Source organism: Nocardia sp. NPDC055321, from assembly GCF_053645575.1.
In genome coordinates this window covers 47554-64553 of the sequence record NZ_JBSHMS010000038.1, presented here as the reverse complement: position 1 = coordinate 64553, position 17000 = coordinate 47554, and the positions used below count along the sequence as shown (strand labels likewise).

The following is a 17000-nucleotide window of genomic DNA, read 5'->3' as shown; positions in this document are numbered from 1 at the left end:
CCACCGCCGACGTACTGCACACCGTCGGCGTCGACACCCTGATAGCGGTCTACCCGTACCGGGCGATGGCAATGGTGTGCACCGCGGCCGCGGTCTCGCCCGGCCGATAGCGCCCTGCAGCACGGCGGCCCCATCGGGCCACGGCGGGGATCAGCGGGGCGGAAAGATCACGGACGTGGCCGTGGGGAGTTCGGTGGTCGGGTAGTCGAGCCAGTCATACAGGCGCGCGCAGTGAGGACATGACCCCTCGCAGAAACGCCCGGTACCGCACCTTCCTGTGTCCCGGGTTTTTGTCTCACGCCCTGATGCTCGAACAGGACGAGCGTACGGTATAGCGGAGAAGGAGGACCGATGACCGAGACCGATCGAGCAGCGGCCGCCTGGCTTGAACAGGTATGGGAAGGGCGATCGGTTTCCCGTGCGCGGCATTGAACCGCCTGCAACCTTCATCCGAAACCGTTGTCTCCCAACGGGTTTAGTGCCACTTGATCCCCGGCCCGCAGTACGCCAGGACCACCTGTGCTCCCGCGGGCAGCGCCGTGTCCACACGGTCACCGGCACCGGAACCGGCCGTGCGGGTGGCGGTCGATGATGCTGGCGCGGTGCCGGATTCGCCCGCTCGGGGCTGTCAGGCCGGGTGCGGGCCGACGGGGAGCGCGATCATCTTCACCGCCAGCACGAGCGCGGCGCCGAGGCCGATCCCGCCGGCGAGGGCGGTGGTGTACGAGCCGGTGAGGGCGGCCAATCCGGCGAACAGGACCAGGCAGGTCAGCGCGGTGAGCGTGGCCGTGGTCAGATCGGTCCGGGAACGGGCGAAGCGGAGACGCGCGGTAGGGCTGATCATGACCTGGTGTTAACCCACGACCCCGGTGACCAAACCGTGACCACCCGACCACGCCACCCGGATCCGCGCATCCGCGCAGGTAGGGGGTCTGAAAAATTTGTCGGCACCTCGGGGGACGATGCGGTCGAACCGGACGCCTCACCCTGCGAGCGGGCGCGGCAGCAACGTCGAGCGCCCCAATGCCAGGACCCGACCGAGGTCCGGGAAGCTCGCCAGGTCGACATAGCGCGGGTGAGCGCGCGTGAAGCGCCGACGTTCGGGCTGCTGGCACATCACGACCAGGTTGGCGTTCGTGGTCACCACCAGCTCGCAGCCCGGGCCGCATCCGCGTACCAGTCCGCGGCAGCCGCCCACGCTCCACCCGACGACGGCGATCGAGGCCCGCCGGGGCGGGCTCGCGCCGTGGAAGTGCTGGGTCGGCCGGATTCCGGCGGCGACCAGTTCGCCGATGAACCCGCGCGTCTTCGCCCGCGCGGTATCGCCGGCCCGGCGACGTCGCTGTGTGCGTGCGGTGGAAGTGGTTGTCATGGCAGGTCTTTCGTGATGCACCCGACCCCGAAAACGGGCTTACGGAGAACATTGCCTGCCCGCACGGGTCCAAACCCGCACCGCCGCAACGCTCTTACCGCCCGGCGGTACGGGATCGTTGCGGCATTCGGGACCACTTCACCCGTACGGCGTTTAGGTCTCGGCGGGGCGGATAGTTCGTTGGCGATAGCTCGCCGCGAGGGTTGCGCGGTGGACTATCTGCCGCGCGAGCGGCCCCGCGGGTGTGAACCCGAAAAGTTCGTGGCCGGCTTATGAGCTGGCGTCTCGGGCGACGGGCTCGCCCGCGTACAGATCGACGAACGAATCGTCGAAGCCGTTGTGCTCGAAACGGTTTCGAATAGTCCAGCTCAGTTGTGCGCTGGTGATTCCGGTCCGGGTGGCGTTGACCCGCACGATGGTGGGAACTCGACTCAACGCACCGCCGAGGTGACGTGCTTCCAGGACCGTGATGGGGCTGTCCGCGGTGGGACCGGCGTGCTTGTAGCTTCTCGTGAGAGATGTCCAATTGCTCGATAGATGTCCGTAGCTTGTCCGATTGGACATTTAGATGAGAACAGCCCTCGGCTGTTTGCTTGGTCGGTGGGATCGGTAGCTATGGCTGTAAGAGGTCTGTGCGAGTTCCTTGCTGGGCCCGAGTAGCTCCTCGATGTGAGATCGCTGCCCCGATATCGGAGCGGCACAGGCGCCTTTCGAGTCAACAGTCTTGCGGCAGTTGTCGTTTGATTCGTATACGTGGCCGCCTGGTGTGTGAATTCCGGGCGTGGAAGGGTGTAGGCACTGCTGGTCACCGCCGCGCTGGCCACGAGGTCTCCGGCTGTTCAGATTTGCTTGGTCGCTCATCCGAAATGCCCGGGGCTTCACCTGTATGCGAACTGTGGGCAACGGTTTCCACCGAACATGATGATGGGGTGGCACCGTGTAGCGGTGCCACCCCATCAACGCCTTCGAGACACCGCCTAGGCGGGCTGGAATTGCCAGGTGATGAATTCGCTGCCCATGCCTTCTTTCTCCATCGCGAACAGCCAGCGCAGTGACTGGGCGGGGGAGTAGGAGATGAGCTTGTCGGTGAAGGTGGCGTGCCGGAGCCGGAATCCGCTGCCCGAGGGTTCGGCGGTCCAGACGTCGGCGTTGGCGTCGGTGTCCTGTTTGATGCCGCTGGTGGTGTACTTCCAGCCCTGGTAGCCGCCCCAGTTACAGCCCTGGGACCACACCACGTAGCCGTTGCCGCGGGGCAGGAACTTGAACCACGAGCCGCGGTTGTCCGCGTCGGTGCACACGATCGCCCAATCCCAGTTCGTCGAGATCTCGTGTGTCACACCGCGAGTGGGCTGTTTGGCCAGGACCAGGTAGCCCCAGGTGTCGGGAACGATTCCGGTGTCGGACATAGCCGTATCCTCTCGAAACGGCCCGCCATCGGGCGGGCCGGTGCCGATCACATCCGAGCCCACCGGCACCGGAGGGTGTTCCCGGTGGCCGTTCCCGCGTGTGGACCTGTCTTTCACGGTAGGGCGACGATCACATCGAGTCCTGGGAATCGAAGGGTATGGCGTTGAGGCGCAACATGTTTGGCACGCAATGTCACCCGTTTCGTCGGCTGGGTGGGGTAATGCGGTGTGTCGTTCACGGGGTGACGATCGCGAATGCCGGGTCGGGTGCGTCGAGCAGTGCCCGGAGCCGGTGCCAGGCGCGGAGGTCTCCGACGAGGGTGACATGGTCCCAGGGGGCACCGTTCAGCAGCGCCGGGAGTTGGGTGGTGGTGAGGGTGACCGTCAGGTCGGTCGGGGCGGGGGTGCGCGGGTCGGGTGTGCGGATCAGCGCACCGTTGGACAGGGCGGTGCGCATAACGGTGTCGTTGTCGGTGAAATGCCAGTCGATGCACAGTGATTGCGTGGCGGCGCGGAGCCCGTCCACGCGGATGGCGAGGGTGTCGAACAGTTGGCTCGGGCTCAGCGCCGCGGCCATGCCCGCACCGAATTCGAGGGCGGGCGCGGTGATCTCGCCGAGCAGCTCTTTCGCGCCGGTGAGGTAGAACCCGCGCCAGGTCGCGTTCTCGGCGCCGTATCCCAGGCGGGTGTACACCGCGGCGAGTGCGGTGCGGGCCCGGTGATGGGCGGGGTCGGCGAAGACGGCGTGTTTGAGCAGTTCGGCGGCGAACCTCAGGTCGCCGGCGTCGGCGTAGACGGTTGCGTGGTCCACGACCGCGTCGATCCCGCCCAGCACGTGGACGTAGCGGTGGGCGAGTTCGGTGGGAGGATGCTGCCACAGCGAGCTGGGATGGCCGTCGAACCAGCCCATGTAGCGCTGGTAGATGGCTTTGACGTTGTGGCTGATCGAGCCGTAGTAGCCGCGCGCGTTCCACGCCGAGTCCAATTCCGGTGGCAGGGTGATCGTTTCGGCGATCTCGATGCCGGTCTGTCCCTGGTTCATCAGGCGCAGGGTTTGATCGTGCAGGTAGATGTAGAGGTCGCGCTGCTGGGACAGCAAGCGGGTCAGGTTCTGGGTTCCCCAGGTGGGCCAGTGGTGTGATCCGAAGGCGACATCGGTGTCGGCGGCGAACATCTCGATCGCCTCGTCCAGGTAGCGCGACCACATCCGCGGGTCGCGCACTTGCGCGCCACGCAGGGTCAGCAGGTTGTGCAGGGTGTGGCGGGCGTTCTCGGCCACACACAGCACCCGGTGCCGGGGGAAGTGGAAGTTCATCTCGGCCGGGGCTTCGGTGCCGGGGGTGAGCTGGAACACGATCGGCACCCCGTCGATCGTTTCGCGTTGACCGGTGCGGGTGATGTCCACGGTCGGGGCGATCAATCCGACGGTGCCGCGCGAGCCGGCGATGCCCAGACCGACTCCGACGTGCCCGTGGGGGCCTACTTCGAGGGTGACACCGGACATGTAGTTCCCGCGGCGGTTCATCGCGGGACCGGCGTAGACGTTCTCCGAGACCGCCTCGGCCATGAACCCCGCGGGCGCCACGACGGGCCGGGTTCCGGGGCCGTCGGGGAGCACACCGTGCACGCCGCCGAAATGGTCGACGTGCGAGTGCGTGTAGATCACCCCGGTCACCGGCCGGTCCCCGCGGTGCTCGCGATAGAGCGCGAGTCCGGCCGCGGCGCATTCGGCCGAGATGAGCGGATCGATCACGATCACCCCGGTGTCGCCCTCGACCAGGGTCATGTTCGACAGGTCGAAGCCGCGGATCTGATAGATCCCCTCGGCCACTTCGAACAGGCCGTGTTTACGGCACAGTTGGCTCTGGCGGAACAGGCTGGGGTGGACCGTGTCCGGGCACTGGCCGTCGAGGAAGTCGTAGGCGGACAGGTCGAACACCACACGCCCGTCGGCGGCGAGGATCCGGGGCTCGGTGAGGGTGGCGACGAACCTGCGCTCGGCGTTGTCGAAATCGGTGCGGTCGGACATATCCGGGGACATCCAAGACTCCTTCTCGATGATCGCTCGCTCAGGTCCCAGCATGGTGTCGGCGCTGGTGGCGGCGCTTCACCCCGATCAGGTGAGTTGGTGTGGGGCGAGCGAGCACGACACTGGCCGAGGTGTCCGATGCACCGAACCCGCGCACCGCGCGACGACGTTCCTGGGCGACCTCGATCGAGGCGACCGGGCTGACCGGCATCGCGTTCGCGGTGTTGAGCAGTGTCGCCGTGCTTTTGGTGCGTCCGCTCTCGGGGCACCAACCGGCCCGGGACGCGGGCGCGGCTCTGTTGCGCGGGGGCACGCACCACACCGAAGTGGTCGTGTCGGGGTATTTGATCGTGTTCGCCGCGATCGCGTTGTTGTGGTTCATCGGCACACTGCGCCGCCGCCTGGGCGACCGGGAGGACAAGCTGTTCGCCACGGTCTTCCTCGGCAGCGGACTGATCCTGATCGCGATACTGCTGATCGCTTTCGCCGTGCTGGCCACGCCGAACGCGTTGGCGCAGTGGGCTGATCCGGTCACCGCCGCGTCGACGGCACCGTTCGCGCACGCGCTGGCCTCGGAACTGCTCACCGACCTCGCGCCGCGGGTGGCAGCGGTCTTCATCGCGTCACTGTCCTCGCTGGCTCGCCGCACCGGCGCGTTACCGCGCTGGCTGGTGGTGGTCGGTGTGCTGGCGGCGATCGCGTTGCTGGCCGGATCGGGGCTGCGATGGCCGGTGTGGTGGCTCCTGCCGGCGTGGACGTTGCTGGTCGGAGCCGAGATCGTGTTCCGTGCCGACCACCCGCACCGATCGCGAGGTGATCAGCCCATCGAGCCGCCATCGCTCGGGTGATGGGGACAAAGCGCTCGGTCGGTCGCGATCCATCGTCTCCGCACCGGTGTTCGCTCGGCGCGGAGTCATTCAACCCAACCGCAAAGGAGAATTCCGATGAACACCTACACCGCAGGCAGCGTTCTGGTGGGCAGCGCCCACGCCCAGGAGCTTCGTGACTGGTATTGCCGGGTCCTGGCACCCGAGCAGATCGGTGACGGGCCGTTCGTTTTCGGTGGAACATTGCTGATCATCGAAGACCGGGACGATGTCGCCGACACCAACCTCGAACCGGGGCGGGTGATCGTGAACTTCCACGTCGAGGACTTCGATACCGCCGCCGCCCAGCTCACCGCCGCGGGCGTCGACTGGGTCGCCGCTGCGCACGATCGACCCGTGGGCCGGTTCGGGACCTTCACCGATCCCGACGGCAACCTGCTCCAGATCATCCAGTTCGCCCCGGACGCGCACACCACGCCCGCGTCCTGACCGGGACCGCGTACCAGGGAATCATAAACACCGGTCTGTGGTTCCCGCGTGCGCGCGGCATCACCCGAGCATTCGATTCGATTGCGCGGCAACGGTATTCGCTGCGGAGCCTGTCGATGCCGCGTCGCGTTCATCCCTCAACACTCTGGTGCCTGGTCCTGGTGGAGGGTCACCGATGCTGTGCGGTTTCGTGCTCGTGATTGTCGGCGGCGTCTGTCCGGTCTTCGTCGGGTGCGGGGCCGCGGAGGTGGGGCAGGACCAGGGCGATCGCCGCGGCGAGCGCGGTGACCAGCACCGCGGCCCAGCCCGGTGCCCACGATTGCTGGGGCGGGCTGTGGAACCACACCTTGGACGCGGTGAGACCGTGGTGATGGCGGCTGACCAGCGCGGCCACGATCGAGGGCGTGATGAAGGTGAGCAGCGCGATGACCAGGGTGGCGGGGTCCTGGGGGACGATGACCGTGAGGCAGTAGCCGCCGATCGCGGCGACCACGACCGCGATGAGGACCGCCTGGGTTTGGGTGTGGAGTGAGACGGTCGTGGCCACCACCGCCAGCGCGATCGTGGCGACCACCGCCACGACCGGGTGCGGGTGGCGGGTACCCACGATCACCCCGGCCGCCACAGCCCCGATGAGCAGGGCGATAGTCCAGGCCGGCAGGGGCGCGGACACCACCACCGCGCTCGCGGCGATGGTGAACGCCATCGCTACCGCCAGCAGCACACCGTCGCGTCCGGGCAGCAGCAATGCCGCTGCGGCGGTGGCGATCACGGTCAACGCGATCCCGATGATCATGCGGAACAACCAGTCATCATGTGCGGCGAGCCAGTCGGTGCGCAGCAGCGACAACGCCACCAGCACCATCACCGCCGCGACGGGTCGCAGCGGTAGGTCCTGGGTGGGAGCGGATTCACCGCGCGGGAATGTCCAGGCACTCCAGCACACCAGCACCACCGCCACGACGATCAACGCCATCGGCGGCGGGTCCAGCACCAGCCACGTCAGTACCGGTCTGGCCGCGCTCTGCGTTCCCGCCACCGAGAACCGGCCCGCGAGCAGGATGCCGGACAACGCGCCCAGCAACAACGCCCCACGCCCGGCCCGAGAGCGGCCGGCCAGTGTCGGCAGCGCGCCCAACAGCGCTCCGGCGATGATGGTGTCGGCGAAGGCGAGTGAATACATCTGCGAACTCGCCACGCGGGCCAGCAGATGGCTGCCGGCCAGCAGTACGGTGAGCCCGCCCGCGGCCAGCCACGCGGTGCGCGTGGTGACCGACTCGCACAGCACGGCCACCAGGACCGCGGCCAGTGCCGCGCACGCGGCGGTGCGCGGCACGTTGAACAACATCAGTTGCAGATTCGGTGTCGAACCCTTTGCGGCCCAACCGAAATCGATCGGAGTGGTCACCGCCATCCCCGCGACCGCGGCCGCGGCCGCAATCGCCGCGACCACATTCCACGCCGGGCGACGACCCGCTCGCGCGTCCCCGGCACCGGCCGCTGACACTCGCGGGTGGGCGGCATCGCTCATACAGCCGACCACCCGTTGTCCACCGCCAGCACGGCGCCGTTGACGTTGCCGGCTCGGGCCGAGGCCAGGAACACGATGACTTCGGCTTGCTCCTCGGCGGTGGCCACCCGTCCGATGTTGGCCCCGTACCGGGCGAGCACGGTGGGCCCGAGTGCGTCGGGGTCCGAATACACGCGCAGGTTGGTGGCCGTGCCACCGGGAGTGATCGCGTTCGCGCGAATTCCCCTGTCGCGGTACATGACCGCGATCGAGCGCATCAATCCCAGGAGCCCGTGTTTGCTGCTGGTGTAGGCCGCGCCCGCGGCACTTCCGCGCAGCGATGCCTCCGAGGCGGTGAACACGATCGCTCCCGCACCGGAGGCGAGCAGGCTCGGCATCGCCGCGCGGGTGAGCAGGAACGGCGCGTGCAGGTTGATCCGCAGGACCCGATCCCATTCGGTGAGTGGTGTGTCCGCGACAGCGGACATGCTGTCCATGACCCCGGCGTTGTTGACCAGCACATCGATGCCGCCGAACGCGCTGACCGCGGCCGAGGCCACCGAGTCGGCCACCGCCGGGTCGGACAGGTCCCCGATCGCGGTGACCGCCTCCCCACCCGCTACGCGGATCTGCGTGGCCGTATCGATGGCGGTGTCCTCGTTGACATCAGCCACCAGGATGCGAGCGCCCTCGGCGGCGAACCGCAGCGCGCTCGCGCGCCCGATTCCCGACCCCGCTCCGGTCACGATGACCGATTTGCCGACAAATCCGGTGTCCGATGCCATGCTGCGCGTCCTTTCTCTGGGTGGGGGAGCGGTGCGCGATCGGGCAGGTCCCCTTGCGATGGCTCGCTCGGTGTCGATGCTGCAGTGGCAACGCGGAGCGGACCTCACCTGGCCGGGGTGATCTCTCGGGCGGGCCGCGTCAGCGGGTGGCGGCGTGAGTTGTCTCATGGGGCCGGGTGCTCGTATCACCCGGCGCGGGTGAGGTTCGGTGGTCCGAATGCGGCGATGGTGCAAGGGAATTGGCACGACAACCATGTGAGGTACATCATGAATTTCCCGATCATCGACCTGGGCTCGGCCGCGATCAATCTCGCCGACACGGTCACCTCGATCATGTCGAACATCACCTACATGCTGCAGGCGTGGGGGTCGCTGTGACCCCGCCCGCCGCACCCACCCGCTCCACAGGTGCACAGGCGGCGACCATCGATGGCCGTGGGCAGGCCCGCCGGGTCGCGATCATCGGCGCGGGAGCGCTCGGGTCCGCACTCGGGCGGATCTTGGCCGACGCGGGACATCGGGTGTGTTTCACCAGTCTCGACACGCGCATGGTCGCCTCGGCCGCCGCCGCGGCGGTCACCGCCGGCACGGGGTCGGCGCGCGAAGTGATCGAGTTCGGTGAGATCGTCGTGCTGTCGGTCCCGTTCGAGAGCGTCGACGCTCTCGCGGCCCGCTACGGTGGTGCGCTCGCGGGCAAGATCGTGATCGACCCGACCCAGCCCATGATCCGCACCGCCACCGGGATCGAGGCGGTGCCCCGGCCCCCGAACATCACCGCGGCCCAGCTCCAGCAATCGCGCCTGCCCCGCTCGCATGTGGTCACCGCGTTCGGTCACTTCCAGGCCCCGGACCTGCTGCGGCTGGGCCGCTACGGCCAGAACGGGCTGGCCGAACGGGCCGCGATGTTCTTCGGCGGCGATGACCCCGCATCCAAAACCGCTGTGGCGCACCTGATCCGGGACGCGGGTTTCGCCCCGTCCGATCTCGGGACGCTGACCGATACCCGCACGCTCGAATTCGATGCCCCCGATTTCGTCGGCGCGGACCCTCGAGCGCTGGCCGCGGCCAGCGTGCGCCTGGCCCACATCGGGCAGTGAGTGTGCGCGTTCGGGTTCGGGTTCGGTGAATCACCCCATCCAGGTGAGGTAGCTGGTAATTCGCCAGATTTACCGTGAGGTATGACAACCGGACAGACACACGATGAGGTCCCCGCGGACCCGGGCTCGAGGGTTTCGCGTCGAGGGGCGTTGCTGGGGGCCGCGGCCGCCGCGGTCGCGGGAGCGCTGGTCGGGGGCGGCGCGATCGCGGTGTCCACCCGCGATGGTGAGGACTCTCCGTCCGGGGGCGGTACGCCGGTCCCGGGCGGGGAGTCGGTCGATGACGCGCTGGTCGGCTCCCGCGCGTTCGAGGCGGTGGTGTGGGGTATGCCGATCGTGAATTTCGATCGGATGCTGCAGGCCTCGATCGCGGTGGGCGCGGGCGCGAACACGATCGTGTACTGGTCTCGGCTGGTGGACTGGAAGAACCAGACCTTGACCCCCAACCCGAACGCGATCTACCTGATGCCGTTCTACGACACCAGCACCGGCCCGATGGTGCTCGATATCCCACCCGCCCAGGGTGATTCGACGATCACCGGGTCGATCGACTCCGCCTGGCAGACCCCGCTGGCCGATGTCGGTCCGGCCGGCACCGACCGAGGCGCGGGCGGACGGTACCTGATCCTGCCGCCCGGCTATGCCGGTGACATCCCGGACGGGTACATCGTGCTGCGCTCGGAAACCAACGCCGGGTTCGCGTTGCTGCGCTCGAATCTGACCACCGGCGACGACGCGGACCTCGCGCGCGCGGTCGCCTACGGCACCCGGATCGGCTTCTACCCCCTCGGCGCGGCACCGACCGCCACCTCCTACGTCGATGCCTCGGGCAAGGAATTCGACGCGACCATTCCCTATGACCGCGAGTTCTTCACCGCACTGAACCGGCAGGTGCAGGCCGAGCCGTGGCTGGCCCGGGACATGGCGATGATCGACCAACTCCGCACCATCGGCATCGTCAAAGGCGCGACGTACCAACCTGATCCGACCCTGACCAGCACACTGGATGCCGCGGCGGTCCGCGCCCGGGACTGGCTCGAGCAGCAATACGTCGCCGCGTTCGACCCGCCCTTCTACCCGGGCTCGCACTGGGCGGTGCCGGTGAACCAGAACCTGATCGCCGCCCTGCAGAACGGCTACGCCGATCCCGCGGTCTACCCAATCGATGCGCGCGGGCTGACGTATTCGTTCATCTACTTCGCCGCCAAAACTCTCGGATCAGGCCAGTTCTACCTCGAAACGATCACCGACCGCGACGGCCACGACCTCGACGGCGCCAAGAACTACACCCTGACCGTCCCCGCGGACGCGCCGGTCAGCCTGTACTGGTCACTGACCGCCTACGATCGCGGCACCCACACCCTCATCCGTGACGTGGACTGGCCCAGCCGCGCGTCCAACACTCCGGGGCTGGTCACCGACAGCGACGGATCGGTCCGGATCTACATCGGCCCCACCCCTCCCGCAGGAAAGGGAACCAGCAACTGGCTTCCCACCAAGGCCGGTAGCACGATCGAGATCATGGCCCGCTTCTACGGCCCCCAACCCGCTCTGCTGGACAAAACCTGGACACTGCCCGACATCGAACCCGCTTGATCCGACACTGCACGCCCCATACCCATGCGGGCAAGGCCGCCCGGCGGCACGAAAAGGGGTCTGCCGATCCCCGCGAGTGATCGCGTGCAGGATGGATCGGCAGACCCCGGGGGCGCCGGTGGGCGGCTCACAACCGATACCGGTGCCCGGCTTCACGGCTCCGTCTCGGAGCCAAGACACAGGACGCGGATCAGGACTGGGTGAGCGCGGTCGCCGCCTCGTCGATGAGATCGGCCACCGCGCCGGGCTGCGAGGCCAGCGAGGCGTGACTCGCCTCCAGCTCGATGATCTTGCGCGGGTTCATGCGCTGCGCCATGCGGCGTTCGTTGTCCGGGTTGATCATTCGGTCCTCGGTCGAGACCTGATACCAGGTGGGTTTGACCTTCCACGCCGGCGCGGTGACCGTGTCACCGAACGTCGAGGCCAACGGAGCCTTCTGGGTGACGGCCATGACCAGGGTCTGGTCCTCGGGCAGGTCCTGGGCGAAGCTCTCGGCGAACTTGTCCTGCGCGATCCACAGGTAGCCGTCCGAATCCGGAGCCAGGTTCGCGATCGCGGCCGGCGGCAGCTGCTCGCTGATCGCGCCGGGACTCTCCCCGGCATCGGGCGCGAACGCCGCGATGTACACCAGTCCCACCACGTTGGGCAGGTCACCGGCCTCGGTGATCACCGCGCCGCCGTAGGAGTGCCCGACCAGCAACACCGGCCCTTGCACCTGCGCGACCATCTTGCGGGTGCGCTCGGCGTCATCGGCGAGTGAGGTGAGCGGGTTCTCCACCGCGAACAGCGAGGTGTAGCCGCGTGCGCGCAACTCGACGATGACCTTCGCCCAATGGGCGGCACCTCCCCAGAAACCATGAACCAGAACGATCGTCGGCTTGTTCGCCACCGTGTTTCCTTTCCCTGGAACGAGCATCGGATATCACCTCTCACCGACCCCGAAGGGCCGGTGTCGTACGGGCTTCGCCCCGGTGATGAGAGTGCGGGCGCCTTGACCGACGCGAGCACTACCCACCATATTTGGACGATGAGGCATGAACCATGACCGAATTACCGAGATATTTTGCCGATCAGCCAGAGCGTGGAGAAGTGTTCGCGGCGGCTTCGGAGATCGACGCGTTGTCGGAGATCCTGCATACCGTGCGTCTGCGCGGCGACGGCGTGGTGCGCTGGGCCCCGTCCGAGCCGTTCGCGGTCCGCATGCGGGCCGGGACGCGGGTGATGCATCTGGTCGAGCACGGCGGCGTCGAGTTGTGCGTGGACACCCTCCCCGAACCGCTCACGCTGACCGCGGGAGATCTGTGTCTGCTGCCCACCGCGGACCCGCACACGCTGCGCGCCGGCACCCGGGCACCCGCGGGGGAGCCACCGCGGGACCGTTGCGATGACCTCGAGGCGGACGATGGAACACGGTGGGTCACCGGGCGTTTCGCGGTCGAGGACACTGCCGCGGTGCCGCTGCTGAGTGTGCTCCCGCCGGCGATCGTCGTGCCGGGCGCACCTGAGCGGGAATGGCTCGCGGTCAGCCTGCGACTGCTGCTCGCCGAGGTGAACACCCCGAGTCCCGGTGCGGCGGTGATGATTTCCCGCATCCTGGATCTGCTGTTCATCCACACCTTGCGCGAATGGGCCGCACGCCGAGACGCTCCACCGGGCTGGCTCACCGCCGCGTTGGACCCGGTACTCGCGCCGGTACTCAGTGCCGTGCATCGTGATCCGGCCCGCCGGTGGACCGTGACCGCGCTGGCCGAGCTCGCGCTGGTGTCGCGGTCGGGGTTCACCGAACGGTTCACCCGCGTGCTGGGCCGCTCACCCGGCGCCTATGTCACCGACTGTCGGCTCGATCGCGCTGCCCACCTGCTGCGATCGGACGATCGCTCGGTCGGTGCGATCGCGGGGCTGGTCGGATATGACTCCGAGGCCGCGTTCAGCCGGGCCTTCGCCCGCCGATTCGGCGCTCCGCCCAGGCGCTGGCGGACCTCGACCCCGCCACTGATCGATCCCTCGCCCACCCGCGTCGCGCGGTGACCGGCAGCCGGGCCGGTGGGCGGGGCGCGGAGAGGAGCACGAGTTCGGAATCGGCGTGGTCGCGAGCCGGTGTGGGCGGACCACGAGGCCACCGCGACAGTGGCATACGCTGCGCCGGTGGCCAGCACCGGCACCAGCGCCGCGACGATGATCAGCACGGTCCAGGTCATGAGCGGCTCCTTCGGGAAGGGGGTTCCCGCAGCGCTGCGGCCGTTCTCGCCGTTCTACCCGAAAACTGTCGGCGACAACAGCTCTCGACTCACGTGCGCCGCACCCGGTTCCGGGTCACCTGTGCGCCGCGGCCCGCGCGAGATGCCCGCTTGTCGCGGATACCGTTCGCGCGGTCGTGTCGGCGCGGGGGTCAGTGCAGTGTCTTGTCCAGCAGTGCGCTCAGATGGGTCGCGAGAGGTTCGATGGCGGGTGAGGTGGCCAGCAGGTCGATCGCGAGCCGGTCGTCGAACCAGAAGATCACCCCGGCGTGCAGGTGTTGGAGCAGGTCGAACATGGCGAAGCTGGCGTGGGGTGGGCTCGCCATGTTCGCAGGGGAGTACCGGACGTGGAATCGGGGCTCGAATCCGGTGACGGTCAAGGATTTCGGGGTCCGCAGGTGGGGGACGCGTCCCCAGTTGGTCAGCAGAACCGGGACCGGTCCGAGGCTGTCGAAGACCTGTTGGGCGTGGAACGGGGTGCGCGTGATGACGCCGGTGTCCATGTCGTGGCGGAACGCGGCGCCGATCTCGGCGGCGAGGTCGATGCTCGCGGGATCGAGTGTGCGGGTGCGGAAGTGGGCGAATCCGAGGGCGTTGGTGATGTCGGTGTACCCGGCCGCCGGTTGGACCCGTTCGCGCAGGTCGACCATGTACACGTAGCCCACTTGCGAGGCCGGGACCTGGTGCGTGGCCGCGGCCGCGCGCACGAACGCCGCGGAGATCTGCTCGTTGATCGTCAGGTCGTACCGGCGCCCGCGCCGCACGAGGGCGGCGGTCTGCTCACGCGAGAGCTGCACGCGCCGCATCGGAATCGTCGCCGGCGGCGGGCCTTGGCCGGGGTCGGGGGGCGCGACGGCGGTTGTCGTGGGCGCGTGTGGGGGTTCACTGTCGGGGGCGGGGTCGATACCGCGGCTGTGCAGGAACTGCTCGACCGGTTCGGGCAGCGGGCGGGGGTCCCGGCGGCTGGGGGTCGTGCCGGTGAGCAGGTCGGTGTAGGTCGAGAAGATCTCCTCGAGCAGCGCGAGCGCGTGCCGCGCGTCGGCGATGCCGTGGTGGGCCACCACGCTCACCACCTGACGCCGGTGCGGGTAGCGCTGCACATAGACCGCGACCACCGCCTCCGACTGCGTCACGGTCAACCCGTCGAGGACATCGGAGTTGCTGTTATCGGCCTCGTGCACGATCACGGTGGGGGCGTGGCCCTCGGCGAGCATGTGCCCGCGCGCGTCGCCGTCCAGGCGAGCACACAGCACCGGATAGCGTTCGCTCACCACCTGCACCGCCCGGCTCAGCCCGGCGATATCGAGGTCGCCGATGGTCTCGACGCCGTAGCCCACATAGAGCCCGGTACTGAAGGTGAACGATTCCTCGCTCGGGGCCAATGCCCTGATCACGGTTGCCATGGACATGGATGTACTCCTTTGTTCGAGAAGGGAATTCGAAGACTCGACGCCGTCCGGCGGTCGGAGCGAATGTGGTGCGTTCACAACCCGATTGCGAGGGCGGAGCGCGCGTGGCCTCAGCGTGCGCCCGAGGCGGCGGGTTCGATGTGCGGCGCGGTCGCGGGTCCAGGGTCCGTCACGGTGCCGACCTCGCTGGGTGTGGTGGGCCGCCACAGGGTGATGAGCGCGAACACGGCTCCGGCCAGGCACATCAGCACCGACACCATGGTGGCGGTGTGCATTCCGTCGACGAAGCCCTGCTGCACCACCGCCAGCACGCGCGACGACTGCTCAGTGGGCAGGCGCAGGGCCGCGCTCACGCCCGCGACGACCGACGTGCCGGCGGCCTCCTGCTGGTCCGCGGACAGCCCGAGCGCGCCGAGACCGGTATGAACACGGTGGGTGTAGGTCGCGGCCAGGATCGATCCCAGGATCGCCACCCCGAGGGCGCCGCCGAGTTCGCGGGTGGTGTCGTTGACCGCCGACCCGGCCCCGGCGCGGGCTTCGGGCAGCGCGTTCATGATCACTACCGTCGCGGCGGTCTGCACCAACGCCAGGCCCGAAGCGACCAGTGCCATGGACACCACGATCGTGGGCCAGTAGTCGGCGTCGACCCCGACGGTGGTCATGATGAAGAATCCTGCGCTCATCAGGGCCAAGCCCGCGGAGACGATCACCGCCGGGCGCAGGATCCTGCTCGCGGCGGCCGCCAGCGGCGAACACACGGCCATGACCGCGGCGAACGGCAGCAAGCGCACGCCCGCGGACAGGGTGCTGTAGCCCAGCACGGCCTGGAAGTACATGGTGGCCAGGAAGATGAACCCGAACAGGCTCGAGAACGCCACCGCGATCGACACCGACGCCGCGGAAAAGGCCCGATTCGAGAACAGGCGCACATCCAGGATCGGCTCGCGCGCGGTGAGCTCACGCACCACGAACGCGGCCAGGAACCCCGCTGCGACAACGAATCCGGTGATGCTCGTGCTCGAGGTCCAGCCGTGCTCGGGGCCTTGGATCAGACTCCAGACCAGCGCGCTCACGCCTACGATCGAGGCCAGCACACCGGCGATGTCGAAGCGGCCCACCGCGTACTGCGATCCCGCGGGCACCCACGCCAGCGTGGCGGCGGTGACCGCGACCCCGACCGGGAGGTTGATCCAGAACACCGACGACCAGGACAAGTGCGTCAGCAGCGCCCCGCCCACCACGGGGCCGATCGCGAGCGCGGCACCGGCGGTGGCCGCCCAGATTCCGAGTGCCGTCGCGCGTTCGCGTGGATCGCGGAAACTCACCGTGATGATCGCCAAGGTCGCCGGGAACACCAGGGCCGCGAACCCGCCCAGCCCGGCCCGCGCGCCGATCAGTACCGCCAGCGACGGCGCGAGCGCGGCCGCCACCGACACCGCGGTGAATCCCGCCACGCCGGTCAGCAGGATCCGCCGCCGCCCGAACCGGTCTCCCAGATAGCCGCCGGTGAGCAGTAATCCGGCGAAGACCAGGGTGTAGGCGTCGACCACCCATTGCAGCCCGGACCCGTCGGCGCCGAGGTCGCGGGCCAGGGTCGGCAACGCGACGTTCACGATCGAGTTGTCGATCATGACCAGCAATTCGGCCAGGCACATCACCGCCAGCACGAGATATCTCTGAGGCATGGCACTTTCCTTCCGCTCTCGGCCGAGGTTCCCGCCCGAGTGCGGGAGCCTCGGGGAGTGGGTGATCAGGCCGAGACTGCGGCGTGTGCGTTCGGGGCGAATTCGATGACCTGCAGCAGGTTGCCGTCCGGGTCGGCGAAGGTGCCGAAGCGTCCCATCGCCCGATCGGCCACGGGCACAACCCATTCCACACCCGCCGCGTGCAAGTGCTCAGCGGTGGCGTCGAAGTCCTCGACGTGGAAGTTCACGATCACCCGGCCCGGTTCGACGTTGGCCGGGGTGACATCGTCGCGCTGATCGATCACCAGCAACACACCGCCCAGATCGAACGGGCCGTCCCCGGTGTGCTCGGGTGCCAGGACCCGGCGGTACCACTCGCGCAGTTGCTGCGGGCGGGTGGTTCCCAACAGGATGCTGCCGACTGTGAGGGTGGACATAGCGATCTCCTTTGCTGTGGAGGAAGGGGGTTCGGGGCTCGCGGGCACCGTTGCCCGGGCTCGGATTATCGAATAGGTGATGCACCTGCGTACTTGCATCACACAAGCGACGATAGCCAGC

At 68.3% G+C, this 17000-nt stretch carries 16 protein-coding genes; 5 read left to right on the top strand and 11 right to left on the bottom strand.

The features are described 5' to 3' along the window. Positions 1 to 628 precede the first annotated feature (628 nt). The 5 genes from ACWIGI_RS37780 to ACWIGI_RS37760 all read right to left on the bottom strand — a co-directional run bounded on the left by ACWIGI_RS37780 (position 629) and on the right by ACWIGI_RS37760 (position 4819). Entirely contained in the window at positions 629 to 844 is a 216-nt protein-coding gene (locus ACWIGI_RS37780) for a hypothetical protein (RefSeq protein ID WP_454208395.1), read from the bottom strand. Between the two features lie 138 nt (positions 845 to 982). Then, entirely contained in the window at positions 983 to 1372 is a 390-nt protein-coding gene (locus ACWIGI_RS37775) for a hypothetical protein (RefSeq protein WP_454208394.1), read from the bottom strand. A gap of 270 nt (positions 1373 to 1642) precedes the next feature. Next, the gene (locus ACWIGI_RS37770; protein ID WP_454208393.1) at positions 1643 to 1936 is read right to left on the bottom strand and encodes a hypothetical protein; all 294 of its coding nucleotides are present in this window, start codon (positions 1934 to 1936) and stop codon (positions 1643 to 1645) included. Between the two features lie 413 nt (positions 1937 to 2349). Next, a complete protein-coding gene (locus tag ACWIGI_RS37765) occupies positions 2350 to 2778 on the bottom strand; it encodes a hypothetical protein (RefSeq protein ID WP_454208392.1) in 429 nt (142 codons plus the stop codon). Positions 2779 to 3013: 235 nt separating this feature from the next. Next, entirely contained in the window at positions 3014 to 4819 is a 1806-nt protein-coding gene (locus ACWIGI_RS37760) for an alkyl/aryl-sulfatase (RefSeq protein ID WP_454208391.1), read from the bottom strand. A gap of 119 nt (positions 4820 to 4938) precedes the next feature. Here ACWIGI_RS37760 and ACWIGI_RS37755 point away from each other — a divergent pair, with 119 nt between their 5' ends. Together ACWIGI_RS37755 and ACWIGI_RS37750 are read left to right on the top strand one after the other, a co-directional pair. Next, entirely contained in the window at positions 4939 to 5655 is a 717-nt protein-coding gene (locus tag ACWIGI_RS37755; protein ID WP_454208390.1) for a hypothetical protein, read from the top strand. A 96-nt stretch (positions 5656 to 5751) separates the two neighbouring features. Continuing rightward, positions 5752 to 6123: a VOC family protein gene (locus ACWIGI_RS37750; RefSeq protein WP_454208389.1), complete on the top strand. Its 372-nt coding sequence runs from the start codon at positions 5752 to 5754 to the stop codon at positions 6121 to 6123. A gap of 169 nt (positions 6124 to 6292) precedes the next feature. Here ACWIGI_RS37750 and ACWIGI_RS37745 read toward each other — a convergent pair whose 3' ends face one another. Together ACWIGI_RS37745 and ACWIGI_RS37740 are read right to left on the bottom strand one after the other, a co-directional pair. Beyond that, the gene (locus tag ACWIGI_RS37745) at positions 6293 to 7471 is read right to left on the bottom strand and encodes a hypothetical protein (protein WP_454208388.1); all 1179 of its coding nucleotides are present in this window, start codon (positions 7469 to 7471) and stop codon (positions 6293 to 6295) included. 179 nt (positions 7472 to 7650) lie between these two features. After that, on the bottom strand, positions 7651 to 8418 hold the full coding sequence (locus ACWIGI_RS37740; RefSeq protein WP_454208387.1) for an SDR family NAD(P)-dependent oxidoreductase: 768 nt from the start codon (positions 8416 to 8418) through the stop codon (positions 7651 to 7653). A gap of 362 nt (positions 8419 to 8780) precedes the next feature. On the opposite strand from ACWIGI_RS37740, the gene ACWIGI_RS37735 reads away from it, so the two are divergent. Further along, on the top strand, positions 8781 to 9515 hold the full coding sequence (locus ACWIGI_RS37735; protein ID WP_454208386.1) for an NADPH-dependent F420 reductase: 735 nt from the start codon (positions 8781 to 8783) through the stop codon (positions 9513 to 9515). A gap of 81 nt (positions 9516 to 9596) precedes the next feature. After that, complete coding sequence (locus ACWIGI_RS37730; protein ID WP_454208385.1) at positions 9597 to 11111, top strand: DUF1254 domain-containing protein; 1515 nt, start codon at positions 9597 to 9599, stop codon at positions 11109 to 11111. A gap of 190 nt (positions 11112 to 11301) precedes the next feature. Here the strand turns inward: ACWIGI_RS37730 and ACWIGI_RS37725 are convergent, their stop codons facing one another. Next, complete coding sequence (locus ACWIGI_RS37725; RefSeq protein ID WP_454208384.1) at positions 11302 to 12000, bottom strand: alpha/beta hydrolase; 699 nt, start codon at positions 11998 to 12000, stop codon at positions 11302 to 11304. Positions 12001 to 12152: 152 nt separating this feature from the next. Between ACWIGI_RS37725 and ACWIGI_RS37720 the strand changes: the two genes are divergently transcribed. After that, positions 12153 to 13139: a cupin domain-containing protein gene (locus tag ACWIGI_RS37720; protein WP_454208382.1), complete on the top strand. Its 987-nt coding sequence runs from the start codon at positions 12153 to 12155 to the stop codon at positions 13137 to 13139. A gap of 361 nt (positions 13140 to 13500) precedes the next feature. Here ACWIGI_RS37720 and ACWIGI_RS37715 read toward each other — a convergent pair whose 3' ends face one another. The 3 genes from ACWIGI_RS37715 to ACWIGI_RS37705 all read right to left on the bottom strand — a co-directional run bounded on the left by ACWIGI_RS37715 (position 13501) and on the right by ACWIGI_RS37705 (position 16879). Next, positions 13501 to 14757 carry a phthiocerol/phthiodiolone dimycocerosyl transferase family protein gene (locus tag ACWIGI_RS37715; protein ID WP_454208381.1) on the bottom strand — a complete coding sequence of 419 codons (1257 nt, stop codon included), beginning with the start codon at positions 14755 to 14757 and terminating at the stop codon, positions 13501 to 13503. Between the two features lie 110 nt (positions 14758 to 14867). After that, positions 14868 to 16442 carry a DHA2 family efflux MFS transporter permease subunit gene (locus ACWIGI_RS37710; protein WP_454208380.1) on the bottom strand — a complete coding sequence of 525 codons (1575 nt, stop codon included), beginning with the start codon at positions 16440 to 16442 and terminating at the stop codon, positions 14868 to 14870. 65 nt (positions 16443 to 16507) lie between these two features. Next, positions 16508 to 16879, bottom strand: a complete 372-nt coding sequence (locus ACWIGI_RS37705; protein WP_454208379.1) for a VOC family protein — start codon at positions 16877 to 16879, stop codon at positions 16508 to 16510. Between the last annotated feature and the right edge of the window lie 121 nt (positions 16880 to 17000).